The organism is Tranquillimonas rosea (genome assembly GCF_900111315.1).
GTDB classification, from domain to species: domain Bacteria; phylum Pseudomonadota; class Alphaproteobacteria; order Rhodobacterales; family Rhodobacteraceae; genus Tranquillimonas; species Tranquillimonas rosea.
On sequence record NZ_FOGU01000008.1, the window covers coordinates 176,874 to 192,730 of the forward strand.

14 protein-coding genes are annotated in these 15,857 nt (G+C 69.7%); 7 read left to right on the forward strand and 7 right to left on the reverse strand.

The window, feature by feature from the left end; translation table 11 throughout:
* Nucleotides 1-3 precede the first annotated feature (3 nt).
* The gene (truA, locus tag BMZ25_RS14505) at nucleotides 4-771 is read right to left on the reverse strand and encodes a tRNA pseudouridine(38-40) synthase TruA (protein WP_092694843.1); all 768 of its coding nucleotides are present in this window, start codon (nucleotides 769-771) and stop codon (nucleotides 4-6) included.
* A 110-nt stretch (nucleotides 772-881) separates the two neighbouring features.
* Here truA and BMZ25_RS14510 point away from each other — a divergent pair, with 110 nt between their 5' ends.
* From BMZ25_RS14510 to BMZ25_RS14535, 6 genes are all read left to right on the forward strand, one after another.
* Nucleotides 882-2,294, forward strand: coding sequence for a YcjX family GTP-binding protein (locus tag BMZ25_RS14510; protein WP_092694845.1), 1,413 nt, complete (start codon nucleotides 882-884; stop codon nucleotides 2,292-2,294).
* Between the two features lie 34 nt (nucleotides 2,295-2,328).
* A complete protein-coding gene (locus tag BMZ25_RS14515; protein ID WP_092694847.1) occupies nucleotides 2,329-3,330 on the forward strand; it encodes a YcjF family protein in 1,002 nt (333 codons plus the stop codon).
* A 59-nt stretch (nucleotides 3,331-3,389) separates the two neighbouring features.
* Nucleotides 3,390-4,052, forward strand: a complete 663-nt coding sequence (locus BMZ25_RS14520) for a potassium channel family protein (protein WP_092694849.1) — start codon at nucleotides 3,390-3,392, stop codon at nucleotides 4,050-4,052.
* A 41-nt stretch (nucleotides 4,053-4,093) separates the two neighbouring features.
* The gene (locus BMZ25_RS14525; RefSeq protein ID WP_235859888.1) at nucleotides 4,094-5,380 is read left to right on the forward strand and encodes a TrkH family potassium uptake protein; all 1,287 of its coding nucleotides are present in this window, start codon (nucleotides 4,094-4,096) and stop codon (nucleotides 5,378-5,380) included.
* Nucleotides 5,381-5,557: 177 nt separating this feature from the next.
* On the forward strand, nucleotides 5,558-8,467 hold the full coding sequence (gene ileS, locus BMZ25_RS14530; protein WP_092694850.1) for an isoleucine--tRNA ligase: 2,910 nt from the start codon (nucleotides 5,558-5,560) through the stop codon (nucleotides 8,465-8,467).
* 2 nt (nucleotides 8,468-8,469) lie between these two features.
* A complete protein-coding gene (locus BMZ25_RS14535; protein ID WP_177190473.1) occupies nucleotides 8,470-8,712 on the forward strand; it encodes a DUF3253 domain-containing protein in 243 nt (80 codons plus the stop codon).
* Here BMZ25_RS14535 and BMZ25_RS14540 read toward each other — a convergent pair.
* The 4 genes from BMZ25_RS14540 to fsa all read right to left on the reverse strand — a co-directional run bounded on the left by BMZ25_RS14540 (nucleotide 8,709) and on the right by fsa (nucleotide 11,804).
* Nucleotides 8,709-9,401 carry a CDP-alcohol phosphatidyltransferase family protein gene (locus BMZ25_RS14540; protein ID WP_092694852.1) on the reverse strand — a complete coding sequence of 231 codons (693 nt, stop codon included), beginning with the start codon at nucleotides 9,399-9,401 and terminating at the stop codon, nucleotides 8,709-8,711. The two genes, BMZ25_RS14535 and BMZ25_RS14540, sit on opposite strands and share 4 nt — an antisense overlap.
* A gap of 76 nt (nucleotides 9,402-9,477) precedes the next feature.
* Entirely contained in the window at nucleotides 9,478-10,392 is a 915-nt protein-coding gene (locus BMZ25_RS14545) for a tyrosine recombinase XerC (RefSeq protein WP_092694854.1), read from the reverse strand.
* On the reverse strand, nucleotides 10,389-11,096 hold the full coding sequence (locus BMZ25_RS14550) for a DUF484 family protein (protein WP_092694856.1): 708 nt from the start codon (nucleotides 11,094-11,096) through the stop codon (nucleotides 10,389-10,391). Before BMZ25_RS14550 ends, BMZ25_RS14545 begins: the two co-directional genes overlap by 4 nt.
* Nucleotides 11,097-11,150: 54 nt before the next feature.
* On the reverse strand, nucleotides 11,151-11,804 hold the full coding sequence (gene fsa / locus BMZ25_RS14555; protein ID WP_092694858.1) for a fructose-6-phosphate aldolase: 654 nt from the start codon (nucleotides 11,802-11,804) through the stop codon (nucleotides 11,151-11,153).
* A 92-nt stretch (nucleotides 11,805-11,896) separates the two neighbouring features.
* Here fsa and BMZ25_RS14560 point away from each other — a divergent pair, with 92 nt between their 5' ends.
* Nucleotides 11,897-14,086, forward strand: a complete 2,190-nt coding sequence (locus BMZ25_RS14560; RefSeq protein WP_092694860.1) for a primosomal protein N' — start codon at nucleotides 11,897-11,899, stop codon at nucleotides 14,084-14,086.
* 3 nt (nucleotides 14,087-14,089) lie between these two features.
* Here the strand turns inward: BMZ25_RS14560 and BMZ25_RS14565 are convergent, their stop codons facing one another.
* Both BMZ25_RS14565 and ruvB read right to left on the reverse strand, forming a co-directional pair.
* Nucleotides 14,090-14,758, reverse strand: a complete 669-nt coding sequence (locus BMZ25_RS14565; RefSeq protein WP_092694862.1) for a DUF2270 domain-containing protein — start codon at nucleotides 14,756-14,758, stop codon at nucleotides 14,090-14,092.
* Nucleotides 14,759-14,828: 70 nt separating this feature from the next.
* Nucleotides 14,829-15,857, reverse strand: a complete 1,029-nt coding sequence (gene ruvB, locus BMZ25_RS14570) for a Holliday junction branch migration DNA helicase RuvB (protein ID WP_092694864.1) — start codon at nucleotides 15,855-15,857, stop codon at nucleotides 14,829-14,831.

A 15,857-nucleotide genomic window follows, 5' to 3' on the forward strand; every position in this document is an offset into this window, starting at 1 on the left:
GCGTCAGGCGAAGGGGTCCTGCGGGTAGCCGACGCCGGTGAGGTAGAGGCCGTGCGGCGGGGCGACCGGACCGCAGGCGGCGCGGTCGCGGGCGGCCAGGGCGGTGGCGACGGCGTCGGGCGGCCAGGCGCCGGTGCCGACGCGTTCCAGCGTGCCGACGAAGCTGCGGACCTGGTTGTGCAGGAAGGAGCGGGCGCGGAAGGTGAGCCGGATCTCTGTGCCGTGGTCGGTTTCGGAGGCCGTGACCGCGGCAGCGTCGAGGGTCTTGAGCGGCGATTTCGCCTGGCACATCGACGAGCGGAACGTGGTGAAGTCGTGGTGGCCCACGAGATGCGCCGCCGCCTGCTGCATCGCGGCCGCGTCGAGCGGCTGGCGCAGCTGCCAGACCAGGCCCGCGAGATGGGTCTGGGGCGCGCGCCGCACGACGATCCGGTAGAGGTAGCGCCGCTCGACCGCGGAGAACCGGGCATGCCACTCGTCTGCGACGCGGGCGGCGGCGGTGATCGCCACCGGTGCGGGCTTGAGATGGTAGTTCAGCGCCTCGGACAGGCGGAACGGGTCCCAGTCGCGGGCGAGGTCGCACTGGGCCACCTGTCCCAGCGCGTGGACGCCCGCATCGGTGCGGCCGGCCGCGGCGACGGAGGGCACGTCGGCTTCGAGCCGGGCGAGCGCGGCCTCGAGCGCGCCCTGCACCGAGGGGCGGTCGGCCTGGCGCTGCCAGCCGGAGAACGGGGCGCCGTCGTATTCGACCCTGAGAGCGTAGCGGGGCATGGCGCGAGGGCTTAGCGCCGGGCGGCGCGATGCGCAATCGGCACCGGGGCACTGGAAGGCGGGCGGGCTGGGCTTTATGTGCGACACACGAGGTGACGGAGAGGACCGGCGTGATCCTGGGAGATATCGCAGACGGACTGACCCGCGGCGTGGGCCGGATCGGCGGCACCGTGTCGGAGGCGTTCTTCGAGCCGGTGGTGCGGCTGGGCGTGACCGGCCTGAGCCGTGCGGGGAAGACGGTGTTCATCACCTCGCTCGTGGCCAACCTGCTGAACCGGCAGCGGATGCCGGGGCTGTCCGCCGCCGCCGAGGGGCGGATCCGGGCGGCCTATCTGCAGCCGCAGCCCGACGACACGCTGCCGCGCTTTCCGTTCGAGGATCACCTGGCCGCCCTGACCGGGCCGGCGCCCTACTGGCCGGACGGCACGCGGGGGATCAGCGAACTGCGGCTGTCGCTGCGGTTGCAGGCGGGCGGCTTCTTCGGCGGGATGCAGGGGCCGCGGACGCTGCATCTCGACATCGTGGATTATCCCGGCGAGTGGCTGCTGGATCTCGGGCTGATCGAGAAGAGCTATGATCAATGGTCCGAGGAGATGCTGCGCCGGATCGAGAACCGGCCCCAGGCGCAGGATTTCCTGGCCCGCGCCCATGCCACCGACGGCGACGCCGCGCTCGACGAAGGCACGGCGCGGGGGCTGGCCGAGAGCTTTACCGCCTATCTGCGCGCGGCGCGGGCGGCGGGGTTTTCCGACTGCACGCCGGGGCGGTTCCTGCTGCCGGGGGACATGGCGGGCTCTCCCGTGCTGACCTTTGCGCCGCTGCCGGGGACGGGGCGCCGGCGCGGCTCGCTCCGGCGCGAGTTCGAGCGCCGCTACGACGCCTACCGGCGCGAGGTGGTGGGGCCGTTCTTCCGGGACCATTTCGCGCGGATCGACCGGCAGGTCGTGCTGGTGGACGCGCTGGGTGCGATCCATTCGGGGCCGCAGGCGGTCGAGGACCTGCGGGTGGCGATGGCCGACATCCTGGGCGCCTTCCGTCCCGGGCGGAACGCGTTTCTCAGCCGCATCCTGCAGGGCAAGCGGGTCGAGCGTATCCTCTTTGCCGCGACCAAGGCCGACCACCTGCACCATGTCCAGCATCCGCGCCTGACGTCGATCATGGAGGCGCTGGTCGCCGACGCGCGGGCGCGGGCCGATTTCGCCGGAGCGCGCACCGAGGCCATGGCGATCGCCGCGCTCCGGGCCACGACCGAGGACAGCGTCACCCACGAGGGGCGCGAGCTGGCGGTGGTGCGGGGGCTTCTGAACGGGTCCAAGCGGTCGGCGGCGTTTCATCCCGGCGACCTGCCGGAGGATCCCGCGCGGCTGCTGACGCCGGCGCGGCAGGGCGAGCAGGCCTGGCTCGACGGCGATTATGCCGCGATGGATTTCGCCCCGCAGCCCGCCGTTCTTAAGCCGGGCGAGGGGCCGCCGCATATCCGGCTGGATCGGGCGGCGCAGTTCCTGTTCGGGGACCGGCTGTGAGCCGGCGCCCCCACGCCACGGGGAGGGCGGCCCGATGAGCGAGCGGCGGTCCGGTCCGGTCCTGATCGAGGACGAGACCCGCGAGGGTCTGAGCCCGGCCGAGGCCCCGCCCGTGCCCGACGCCGAGCAGGAGACCCCGCGCGGGCAGGCGATGCAGACCGTCGCGGTGCTGGCCGGGCGGCGGCGCTCGGCTCTGTCGCAGTGGTTCTGGCGCATCCTCGGGGCGCTGGTGGCGTTCGCCGTCTCGGTGCTGGGCTGGCAGGCGGTGACGGCGCTTCTGGCCGCGCATCCGGTCCTTGGCTGGACGGCGGCGGTGCTGACCGGGGCGCTGCTGCTGGTGCTGCTGCTGATCGCGCTCAAGGAGATCGCGGCGCTGGCGCGGCTGTCGAAGCTGGACCACCTGCGGCGCGGGGCCGAGGCGGCGCAGACGGCGAACGACCTGGGCGCGGCGCGCAAGGCCGTGGCCGAGTTGTCGCGGGTCTATTCCGACCGGGATGCCCTGAAATGGGGCCGGCAGCGCCTGGCGGACCGCACGGGCGACATGTTCGACGCCGACGCGATGCTGGCGCTGGCCGAGGGCGAGCTGCTGGCGCCCCTGGACGCCGCCGCCCGCGCCGAGATCGAGACCGCAGCGCGGCAGGTGGCCACCGTGACGGCGGTGGTGCCACTGGCGCTGGCGGATGTCGCGATGGCGCTGACCGCCAACCTGCGCATGATTCGCCGCATCGCCGAGATCTATGGCGGTCGCGGCGGCACCCTGGGCAGCTGGCGGCTGACACGTGCGGTGATGACGCATCTGGTGGCGACCGGCGCCGTGGCGGTGGGCGACGACCTGATCCAATCGGTCGCGGGCGGCAGCCTGCTGAGCCGCGTGTCGCGGCGTTTCGGCGAGGGAATCGTCAACGGAGCGCTGACCGCGCGGGTGGGCGTCGCCGCGATGGAGGTGTGCCGGCCGCTGCCCTTTGCGGCGCGGACCCGCCCCTCGGTCAGCGCCATCGTGCGGCGGGCGTTGACGGGGCTCTTCGGACAGGACTAGGCCGGAGGGGTCCGGAACCCCGCGCCGCGGGGCGGCATTGGGCGAGCGGGGGACGCAGCATGGCGGAAAAACGGCGCTCTTTCGCGGTGATCGGACTGGGCAGCTTCGGCGCCACGATCGCGCGCGACCTGGTGAAGTTCGGGGATTACGTGATCGGCGTCGACATCGACGAGCGCCGGGTCAACGCGGTGGCGGATGACATCTCGGAAGCGGTGATCCTGGACGCGCGCGATGAGACCGCGCTGCGCGAGGCGGGCATCGCCGAATGCGAGGTGGCGATGATCGCCATCGGCGACGACCTCGAGGCCAACGTCATGGCCGCGATCAACGCCCGGATGATGGGCATCAAGACCGTCTGGGCTAAGGCCGCGAACCGCAACCACCACCGCATCCTGACCAAGATCGGCGCCGACCGGGTGATCCAGCCCGAGACCGAGGTGGGGGCGACCACGGCGGAGATGCTGCACAATCCGGCCGTGCGGGACTTCGTCGCGATCGGCAACGGGCTGCATGTCGTGAACATCATCATCCCCGAGCGGCGGGACGGCACCGCGGTGTCCGAGTTCGACCTGATGAACCGGTTCGACATCCGCCTGCTCGGGGTGATGCGCGGCACCAAGTTCCTGGGCGACGGAAGCGAGGACGTGGATCTGGAGGAGGGCGACAGGATGCTGCTGCTCGGCCGTCGCGCGGCGCTGCGCGACTTCGGCGCGACGCTGTGAGCCCTTCGCTCGACCGATCTCCGTGGGACATACCGCCGCCGTTGCTGCTTGCGCTGGTCTATCTCGCGATGATCGTCGTGGGCTCGCTGGTGCTGTGGCTGCCCTGGGCCCATGGCGGCGACGTGGGGCTGGGCGACGCGGCCTTCACCGCGACCTCGGCGATCACGGTGACGGGGTTGACCGTGGTGACGACGGGCGACGATTTCACCGTCTTCGGGCAGGTGGTCATCGCGCTGTTGATCCAGCTCGGCGGGCTGGGGATCATGACCTTCGCGGCGCTGCTCCTGAGCGCCATCGGCGTGCCGATCTCGCTGCCGCAGCAGATGGTGCTGCGCGCGGACCTCAACCAGACCTCGATCCGCAACCTCGCGCTGCTGGCCCGTCGGGTGCTGTATGTCGCGCTGGCTTGCGAGATCGTGGGGGCGGCGGTGCTGGCGACCGTCTTCGTCCCCGAGGCGGGGTGGGCGCACGGCCTGTGGCAGGCGGTGTTCCACGCGGTGTCGGGGTTCAACAACGCGGGGTTCTCTCTCTTTCCCGACAGCCTGATGGGGTTCGCGGGCGATCCGCGGATCGGGCTGACGCTGCTGGTGCTGTTCGTGATCGGCGGGCTCGGCTTCGTCGTCATGTCCGAGCTGATCGAGTTTCGCCGCTGGTCGCTGCTGTCGCTGCACGCCAAGCTGATGCTGGCGGGCACGGTGTCGCTGGCGCTGCTGGGCTGGATCGGCTTCGGCGTGCTGGAATGGAGCAATCCCGACACGCTGGGCCCGCTGAGCCTGTGGTCCAAGGTACAGACCAGCCTGTTCCAGGGGCTGACGCCGCGCACGGCGGGGTTCAACAGCATCGACATGGCGGCGATCAACGACGCGACGGCGCTGCTCTTGATGGGGCTGATGTTCATCGGCGGCGGCAGCGCCTCGACTGCGGGCGGGATCAAGGTGACGACGTTCATCGTGGCGGTGCTGGCCACCATCGCGTTCTTCCGCCAGAGCCGGAACCTGCGCGCCTTCGGGCGGTCGATCGGGATCGAGACCGTGCTGAAGGTGCTGGCGGTGTTCACCATCAGCCTGTCGCTGATCTTCGTGTCGACCTTCGCGCTGTCGCTCGACAGCGGCTCGCCCTTCCTGCACGTCGCATTCGAGGCGGTCTCGGCCTTCGGCACGGTCGGGCTGTCTATGGGGGCCACGCCCGAGCTGGACGCGTTCGGCCGGATCGTCCTGTGCGTGACGATGTTCCTGGGCCGCATCGGTCCGCTGACGCTGGGCTTCTTCCTGGCCAGCCGGACCTCGGCGCTGATCCGGTATCCCGAGGGGCGGATCTATATCGGCTGAGGGCGCACCTTTACCCTGCCGGACGGCGGGCCTATAAGCGCCGGCAAGATGGCCTTTCATGCGATACACCGGCGAATTAGCGGCCCGGCGCTCTGACTGCGGAGCGGCCGGGACAATGGCGTCGATTGCCGCGCCGACCTTCACGCCCTTTCCATCTCCAGCCTGAGGATTCCCCTCATGTGCGCCGACACGACCGACACGACCGAAGACTACCGCGACACGCTGAACCTGCCGCAGACCGACTTTCCCATGCGGGCCGGCCTGCCCAAGCGCGAGCCCCAGTGGCTCGAGCGCTGGGAGCGGATCGGCGTCTATGACCGGCTGCGCGAGAAGGAGGGGCGCGAGGCGTTCATCCTGCACGACGGTCCGCCCTATGCGAACGGGCACCTGCATATCGGCCACGCGCTGAACAAGGTGCTCAAGGACATGGTGGTGCGCAGCCAGCAGATGATGGGCAAGGACGCCCGCTATGTCCCCGGGTGGGATTGCCACGGTCTGCCGATCGAGTGGAAGATCGAGGAACGGTACCGCGCCAAGGGCATGGACAAGGACACCGTCCCGGTCGTGGATTTCCGCCAGGAATGCCGCCGCTTCGCCGAGGGCTGGATCGACGTGCAGCGCGACGAGTTCAAGCGGCTCGGCGTCACCGGCAAGTGGGAAAAGCCCTACCTGACGATGGACTTCCACGCCGAACGCGTGATCGCGGAAGAGTTCCAGACCTTCCTGATGAACGGCACGCTCTACCAGGGGTCCAAGCCGGTGATGTGGTCGCCGGTGGAAAAGACCGCGCTGGCCGAGGCCGAGGTCGAGTATCACGACCGCCAGACCGAGGCGATCTGGGTGCGGTTCCCGGTGGTTCGGGCCGGCTCGGACGACCTGTCGGCCTCGACGGTGCTGATCTGGACCACGACCCCCTGGACCATCCCGCAGAACCGGGCGATCTGCTTTGGCCCCGAGATCGCGTACGGTCTCTACGAGGTCACCGGCACGCCCGAGGAATGCTGGGCCAGACAGGGCGAGACGCTGCTGATGGCCGATGCGCTGGCCGAGGGCGTGATGGCGCAGTCGCGCCTGGACGACGCGATGTATCGCCGTCTCCGCGACGTGAGCGCGGACGAACTGGCCGGCCTCGTCTGCGCGCATCCGCTGCGCGGGGCCGAGGGCGCGGCGGCCGAGTGGGACTATGACGTGCCGCTCTTTACCGGCGACCACGTCACCGACGACGCCGGCACCGGCTTTGTCCACACCGCCCCCAGCCACGGCGACGACGACTACCAGATCGGCCGGGCGCACGGGCTGGAGATGACCTACAACATTGGCGACGACAGCGCCTTCCGCGCCGATCTGCCGTTCTTCGGCGGCGAGCGCGTCATCAAGGAAAACGGCAAGCCGGGCGGCGCGAACAAGTCCGTCATCGAAAAGCTCAAGCAGGTCGAGGCGCTGATCGCGCTCAAGCGGATCACTATCTCTGACGCCCATTCCTGGCGCTCGAAGGCGCCGGTCATCCGTCTGAACCGCCCGCAATGGTTCGCCGCCATCGATCGCGCGGTGGGCGACGGCAAGGACACCTATGGCACCACCATCCGCGAGCGGGCGCTGACCTCGATCGACGAGCTGGTGACATGGACGCCCCGGACGGGGCGCAACCGCCTGTACTCGATGATCGAGAACCGGCCCGACTGGGTGCTCAGCCGCCAGCGCGCCTGGGGCGTGCCGCTAACCTGCTTCACCAAGCGGGGCGCCAAGCCCGATGACGCGGACTTCCTGCTGCGCGATCCGGCGGTCAACGCCCGCATCGTCGAGGCGTTCGAGGCGGAAGGCGCCGATGCCTGGTATGCCGAGGGCGCCAAGGCGCGGTTCCTGGGCAACGAGTACGACCCCGAGGAGTACGACCAGGTCTTCGACATCCTCGACGTGTGGTTCGACAGCGGCTCGACCCATGCTTTCGTGCTGCGCGACCGCGAGGACGGGACCGAGGACGGCATCGCGGATCTGTATCTCGAAGGCACGGACCAGCACCGCGGCTGGTTCCATTCCTCGATGCTGCAGGCCTGCGGAACGACGGGCAGGGCGCCCTATCGCGGCGTGCTGACCCACGGCTTCACGCTGGACGCCAAGGGCAACAAGATGTCCAAGTCGCTGGGCAACACGGTGGCGCCCGACGACGTGACCAAGCAGTTCGGCGCCGACATCCTGCGGCTCTGGGTGGCGCAGTCGGATTATACCGGCGACCTGCGGATCGGTGACGAGATCCTCAAGGGCGTGGCCGACAGCTATCGCCGCCTGCGCAACACGATGCGGTTCCTGCTGGGGAACCTGCCCAAGGAGGTGCCGCAGGTCGATCCCGCCGAGATGCCCGAGCTGGAGCGCTGGGTGCTGCACCGCCTGGCCGAGCTGGATGAAACGGTGCGCAAGGGCTACGCCGCCTACGATTTCCAGGGGGTGTTCCAGTCGGTCTTCACCTTTGCCACGGTGGACCTGTCGGCGGTCTATTTCGACATCCGCAAGGACGCGCTATATTGCGATGCCGACGACAGCCCGCGGCGCCGGGCGGCGCTGGCGGTGCTGGACATGCTGTTCCACCGGCTGACGACCTGGCTGGCGCCGATCCTGACCTTCACCATGGAAGAGGTCTGGCTGGAGCGGTTCCCCGGCGATGACAGTTCGGTCCACCTGCAGGACATCCCCGAGACCCCGCAGGACTGGCGCAATCCGGCGCTGGCGGCCAAGTGGGACAAGATCCGCCGCGCCCGCCGCGTCGTGACCGCCGCGCTGGAGATCCAGCGGCGCGAGAAGGTGATTGGCGCCTCGCTCGAGGCGGCGCCGATCGTCCATGTCGAAGAGCCCGAGACGCTCGAGGCGCTGAGATCGGTGGATTTCGCCGACATCTGCATCACCTCCGCGATCGAGGTGACCGGGGCGCCCGCGCCCGAGGACGCCTTCCGCCTGCCGGAAGTGCCGGGCATCGCCGTGGTCTTTGCCACGGCCTCGGGCGAGAAGTGCCAGCGCTGCTGGAAGATCCTGCCCGATGTCGGCAGCCACAGCCATCCCGGCGTGTGCGGCCGCTGCGACGAGGCGCTGGACTGACCATGCCCGACGAGGCCGAGATCCGCGACGCGATCCTCGGCCTCGTCCGCAGCCGCGCGGCGGGTAAGACCGTCTGCCCATCGGAGGTGGCGCGTGGGCTTGCCGACGACTGGCGGCCGCTGATGGACGACGTGTGGCGCGTGGCGGCGGACCTGCACGACGAGGGGCGCCTGGCGGTCACGCAGAAGGGCGAGGCGGTCGATCCCCGCGCCGCGACGGGGCCGGTGCGGCTGGGCCGGGTCTAGCCGCGCTCGGGCACGAGCTGCTGCACGATCCCCACCAGTGCGAGGTAGACCGACGTTGCCACCAGGCCCCATTGCGCCCAGCTGGCGGGGTGGAAGTCGACCCAGGCCGCCCACGCGGCAAACACCGTCCAGGCGATCGCCACCGGCAGCGACACTGCGCGCCACCGCTTTGTCCGCACGGGATGGATGAACTTCAGCGGCAGGAACTGCGCCACAGTGATCACCGCGACCAGCGCCAGGATCAGCCAGAAGCCCGGTTGCAGGCCGAACATCACGACCACGAACATGTTGAACGCGCCGGGAAAGCCCCAGAACGAGTTGTCCGCGGTCTTCATCCGCGTGTCGGCGAAATAGACCACGCCGGTGAACACGATCACGATCATCGCCAGCCAGCCCATCCAGCCGGGCAGCAGGCCAGAGGCGAACAGCGCGTAGGCGGGGATGAACACGTAGGTCAGGTAGTCGATGATCAGATCCATCAACACGCCGTCGATCATCGGCGCGTTGGTCTTGACCTCGTACTTTCGTGCGAGCGGACCGTCGATGCCGTCGACGGCGAACGCGACGACCAGCCAGAGATACATCAGGTCCCACCGCTCTTCGAACGCGGCGAGCATGGCGAGCATCGCGAAGACCGCGCCGGTGGCAGTGAGGAGGTGGACCGCGACGGCGCGGAATTGGGCTGTCATTTTCTTGTCATGCCGGAAGCGGATGCGCCGCGCAATCGGGCGCGATCCGGGTGGGGTTATGTGATGCAGCGGCGCGTCAGGCGCGCGGATGCGCCTTGGAATAGACCTCGAGCAGCCGCGCGGTGTCGACGGCGGTGTAGGCCTGCGTCGTCGACAGCGACGCGTGGCCGAGAAGTTCCTGTATGGCGCGCAGGTCGCCCCCGGCCTCGAGCAGGTGGGTCGCGAAAGAGTGGCGCATCGCGTGGGGCGTCGCGGTCGAGGGCAGGCCAAGCTGCAGCCGCGCCCGCTCCATCACCTTGGCGACGAGGCGCGGGTTGAGCGCGCCGCCCTTGGCCCCGCGGAACAGCGGGCCGTCGGCCGGCAGGTCGTAGGGGCACAGCGCGAAATAGGCCGAGACGGCGGCGCGGGCGGCGTCCAGCACCGGCACCTGCCGCTCCTTGCCGCCCTTGCCGTGGATCAGCAGGGCGTCGGGCAGCGGGTGGTCGGCGCCGGTCAGCCGCAGCGCCTCTGAGATGCGCAGCCCGCAGCCATAGAGCAGCGTGACCACGGCCATGTCGCGGGAGGCGATCCAGGCCTCGTCGGACTGCAGCTCGACCGTGTCGATCATCGCGCGGGCCGCGTCTGGATCGAGCGGGCGGGGGAGCTTCTTCTGGAACTTCGGCGCGCGGGTGGACAGGATCGCCGTGGGATCGAAGCCCTCGCGCTCGGCCAGGTAGCGGGTGAAGCCCTTGACCGACGACAGCGCGCGGGCGAGCGATCTCGCGCCCAGCCCGCGGCCGCGTTCATGCGCCATCCAGGCGCGCATGTCGGACAGGCCCACGGCGGCGATCATGTTCGTGCCGCCGCCCTCGTCTAGGTGGCCCTGCAGGAAGGCAAGCCACGACAGCACGTCCGCGCGATAGGCGGTGCGGGTGTTCTCGGCCGCGCCGCCCATCGCCGCCAGCCCGTCGAGCCAGCGACCCAGGGCGTCGGTGAGACCCGGCGAGATCACGACAGCCAGCGCCGCATCTGGCGCTCGAACACGCCGCCGAAGAACGCCAGAAGGTCGGTGCCCTGCGCGGCGGTGAACAGCTCGGGATCGGTCGCGCCCATCGCCAGCATGCCGGGCAGACGGCCCTCGCCGAAGTCCAACTTGATGCAGGCCTCGGATTGCAGCTTGCGCGCCGTGTCGCCATAGACCGAAGCGTCGGACGGATTGGAGGGCCGCAGCGTGACCTGCCGCACGGGGACGTTGCGCCCCTCGGTGATGTAGGCGTCGACGAAGCCGGGCTCGACCACGTTCAGCACGTCGCCCAGCCGGCGCAGCGCAGGATCGTCGGCGGCGTCCTGCGCCTCGAGCACGAATTTCAGCGCGTCGATCCGAAGGATGTCGGCGACGTCGCCGCCGAGATTGGCGAGGAAGTCGTCGAACGTCACCGGGTCGAGCATGCGCAGCACGGCCCGGTGCACCTGGTTGGTCCCTGCGAGGTTCTCATAGGCGGCGGCGATGACGCTGCGATGGGTGTCCTCGAGCCGGTCGAGCCGGGCCTCGAGGCGTTCCATCGCGATGCCGCGCAGGTCGACCACGTTGCCGCCGAGCGACTTCTCGTTGGCCATGACAAGCGCGCGCATCAGGTCCTGATCCTCGAGGATCGCCTCGGGTTCCGAGAGGATCCGCTCGCGCAGATCCTCGGCGATCGCATCGCTGCCGCCCATGTCTGCCCCTCGTTCTTGTTCTGCCTGCTCGTTGGGGGACATGCTACATCGGCCTCAGAGGATTTTCTGCCCGGTTTTTTCCCAGTCCTTCAGGAACGCATCGATGCCCTTGTCGGTCATCACGTGGTTCGCCATGGACTTGATCACCGCCGGCGGCGCGGTGGCCACGTCGGCGCCGATCAGGGCGGCTTCCTTCATGTGGTTGGCGGTGCGGATCGAGGCGGCGAGGATCTGCGTCTCGAAGCCGTAATTGTCGTAGATCGTGCGGATGTCCTGGATCAGGTCCATGCCGTCGATGTTCAGGTCGTCCAGCCGGCCGATGAAGGGCGAGATGAAGGTTGCGCCGGCCTTGGCCGCCAGCAGTGCCTGGTTGGCCGAGAAGCAGAGCGTCACGTTGACCATGTGCCCCTCGTCGGTGAGGTGCTTGCACGCCTTCAGGCCGTCCAGCGTCAGCGGAACCTTGATCGCGATGTTGTCGGCGATCTTCTTGAGCTCGTGGCCCTCGTTGATCATGCCCTCGGCATCCAGCGCCACCGTCTCGGCCGAGACGGGGCCGTCTACCATGTCGCAGATTTCTTTAGTGACTTCCTTGATGTCGCGGCCGGCCTTCATGATCAGCGACGGGTTGGTCGTCACCCCGTCGATCAGGTTCAGCTCGTTGAGGTCGCGGATGGCGTCCGTGTCGGCGGTATCGACGAAGAATTTCATGGGATCGGTCCTGTCGTGGGTTGCCCGTGGTGTTGCCTGCTAGATAGACCATGGGACGCCGTGCTGAAACCCCGTTTGCCGGACCGTGGCCCATGCAGCAACATTTCGACGAGGGTGCGCTGGTTGCCGTGATGACCACGCAACCGCTTGACCGTGCACTGGATTACCGGGCGCCAGAGGGGGGCTGCCTGACAGGGGCGTTCGTCGAGGTTCCGCTGGGCCCGCGCAAGGTCGTGGGCGTCGTCTGGGGGGCAGGCGAGGGCGGCTACGACCTGTCGAAGGTGCGCAGCGTGATCCGCGTGCTCGACGCGGTGCCGATGCGCGACGAGATGCGCGAGTTCCTGGTGCGCGCGGCGGACTATACCCTGACGCCGCTGCCGGCGATGCTGCGGCTGGCGACGCGGGCGCCCGGGCTGGGCGACCCGCCCTCGATGCGCAAGGTCTATCGTCCGGGCGACCGCCACCCCGACCGCATGACCGAGCCGCGCCAGCGCGTGCTCGACACGCTGGCGGAATACGGCGGGCTGTCCTTCACGCTGAAGGAACTGGCCGAGCAGGCGGGCGTCTCGACCGGGGTGATCAAGGGCCTCGTGACCCAGGGGGCCGCCGCCGAAGAGGACAGCCCCCGCGACACGCCCTATCCCCGGCTCGACCCCGAGCGGCCCGGAATGACGCTGGCCGACGATCAGGCCACCGCCGCCGCGAGCCTGCGCGAGCGGCTGGCGACGGGCCGCTACGGCACGACCCTGCTGCGCGGGGTGACTGGGTCGGGCAAGACCGAGGTGTATCTCGAGGCGGTGGCCGAGTGCCTGGCGCAGGGGCGGCAGGCGCTGGTCCTGCTGCCCGAGATCGCGCTGACGTCTGAGTTCCTGACGCGGGTACAGGCGCGGTTCGGCGCGATGCCGGCCGAGTGGCATTCCGGCGTCACCGCGACCGAGCGGCGGCGCTGCTGGAAGATGGTGGGCGAGGGCGGCGCGCAGCTGGTCGTCGGCGCGCGCTCGGCGCTGTTCCTGCCGTATCGCGACCTCGGGCTGGTAATCGTCGACGAGGAACACGACACCTCCTACAAGCAGGAGGACGGCGTGCTTTACAACGCCCGCGACATGGCGGTGCTTCGCGCGTCGATCTGCGGCGCGCAGGTGATCCTCGCCTCGGCCACGCCCAGTCTGGAAAGCTGGGCGAATGTCGAGGCGGGCAAGTACCAGAAGCTCGAACTGACCTCGCGCTTCGGCGACGCGGTGATGCCCGAGATGCGGGCGATCGACATGCGGTCCGAGGATCTGCCCGGCGCGCAATGGGTGTCCCCGACGCTGCGCGAGGCGGTGCAGCAGCGGATTGACCGGGGGGAACAGGCGCTCTTGTTCCTCAATCGCCGCGGCTATGCGCCGATCACGCTTTGCCGGGCCTGCGGCCACCAGATCGGCTGCGACCAGTGCGACGCGCGGATGGTCGAACACCGCTTCCAGAAGCGGCTGGTGTGTCACCAGTGCGGCGAGACGAAACCGATCCCGACGGTCTGTCCCAACTGCGAGGCCGAGGATCGGCTCGCGCCCGTGGGGCCGGGGGTCGAGCGCCTGGCCGAAGAGACGACGGCGCTGTTTCCCGATGCGCGGGTGGCGGTGCTGTCGTCGGACCTGTTCGGCTCGGCCCGCGCGATGAAGGCCCAGATCGAGGAGATCGCGCAGGGCGGCGCCGACATCATCATCGGCACGCAGCTGGTGGCGAAGGGGCACAACTTTCCGCTGCTGACGCTGGTGGGGGTGATCGACGCCGATCTCGGGCTGCAGGGGTCCGACCTGCGGGCGGCCGAGCGGACCTTTCAGCTGATGCGGCAGGTGGCCGGACGGGCCGGGCGGTCCGAGAAGCCTGGGCTGGCGCTGTTGCAGACGTTCCAGCCCGAACACCCGGTGATCCGCGCGATCCTGGCCGGCGACGAAGACGGGTTCTGGCAGGCCGAAGCGGCCGAGCGCAAGGCGGCGGGCGTGCCGCCCTATGGCCGGATGGCCGGGATCGTCCTGTCCTCGACCGACGTGCAGGAGGTGTTCGACCTGGGCACGGCGATGGCCCATCAGGACGACCCGCTGCGGCGGATCGGGGCGCAGGTGTTCGGCCCCGCGCCGGCGCCCATCGCTCGGATCCGCGGGCGGCACCGGGTGCGGCTTCTGGTCAAGGCGGACAAGGCCGCGCCGCTGCAATCGGCGCTCGCGGCCTGGGTGGGGCAGTTCAAGCTGGCCGGTCAGCTGCGCCTGAGCGTCGACATCGACCCGCAGAGCTTCTTCTAGAGGTCAGCCCATCCCGCTGCGGCTGGGGCGGTTCGCCGCCCGGCGCTGATCGTCGCGCCAGCTCCACAGCGCGATGGTGCCCCAGCTGAGGCAATAGAGCGCGCCGAGCGACAGCACCACGATGCCGGGCAGGGGGCCAATATCCGCGCGGGCGATCAGTTGCTCCGGAGAGGTCATCGGTTCGGGGTGCACCGCCAGCTTTCCGAGATAGGCGATGGTCTGGATCAGCAGGATCCAGAAATAGTTCCGGCGGATGCGGCGCCCCAGCGCGACCCACCGCGTGACATGGTAGCGCGGATGCAGGTAATCCTGCGCCAGCGTACTCTGCCAGCCGTCGTCGACGATCTCGCCGTCGTCCAGCATCGGCGCGAAGAAATGCGTCTCCATCCAGCGGCACCGGGCCCGCCAGACGTTGAAGTAGCGATAGCGCCGGGCCTCGAGCATCAGGAAGAAGATGATCAGGATGCCCACCAGCACCAGCGGCAGCACGGACGCCGCCGGGGACGAGAAGGTGATCGACAGCGCGATCCCCAGCGTGACAACGGCCCAGTTCGTCGTGGTGTCCAGCCGCGTGCGCCAGAGGGTCGAGCGATAGACCTCGCCGCGGTAGAGATGGGCGAGCGCGCCGATCTCGGCCGATGTCAGCGCCTTGCGCTGGGTCTCCTCGCCCATGCCGAACTCCTCCTCCGCTCGGGGCGAGGGTTGCATGCGCGGTGCGGCCGGGCAAGACGGCGGCGGGGGGCTAGCCTTCGAAGAGGTCGCTCTGTCCGGGGCGCTTGGGCGCGTCGAGGCCAAGATGCGTCCACGCGGCCTGGGCCAGCATGCGTCCGCGCGGGGTGCGCTGGATCAGACCCTGTTGCAGCAGGTAGGGCTCGATCACCTCTTCCAGCGCGTCGCGGCTTTCCGAGAGCGCGGCCGACATCGTCTCGATCCCCACCGGCCCGCCGCCATAGCTTTCCGCGATCAGCCGCAAATAGCGGCGGTCGGCCCCGTCGAGGCCACGTGCGTCGACGCCCATCCGCGTCAGCGCGTCATCGGCGAGCGCGCGGGTCAGGTGCCCGCCGCCCTCGACCACGGCAAAGTCCACGACCCGCCGCAGGAGCCGCCCCGCGATGCGCGGCGTGCCGCGGGCCCGACGGGCGATCTCGCGCGCGCCGTCGTCCTCGGCGGTGACGCCGAGCAGCCGGGCGTTGCGGCTGACGATCTCGAACAGCTCGGCCTCGGTATAGAATTGCAGGCGGGTGGGGATGCCGAAGCGGTCGCGCAGCGGCGTCGTCAGCAGGCCGAGCCGCGTCGTGGCGCCGACCAGCGTGAACGGCTGCAACTCGATCCGGACGGTGCGGGCGGCCGGGCCCTCACCGATGACGAGGTCCAGTTCGAAATCCTCCATCGCCGGATACAGCACTTCCTCGACCACCGGGTTCAGGCGGTGGATCTCGTCGATGAAGAGGACGTCGCGCGCCTCGAGATTGGTGAGGATCGCGGCGAGGTCGCCGGCCTTGGCCAGCACCGGCCCCGAGGTCATGCGGAAGTTCACCCCGAGCTCGCGCGCCATGATCTGCGCCAGCGTCGTCTTGCCCAGGCCCGGCGGGCCGTGGAACAGCGCGTGGTCCATCGCCTGCTCGCGGCGGCGGGCGCTCTCGATGAACACGGCGAGGTTCGCGCGCGCCTCGGCCTGCCCGATGAACTCGCCCAGCTGTTGCGGGCGCAGGGCGCGGTCGTCCTCGGGCAGACGATCGGGGCGAAGCGTGGGATCGGGCGACTGGGTCAT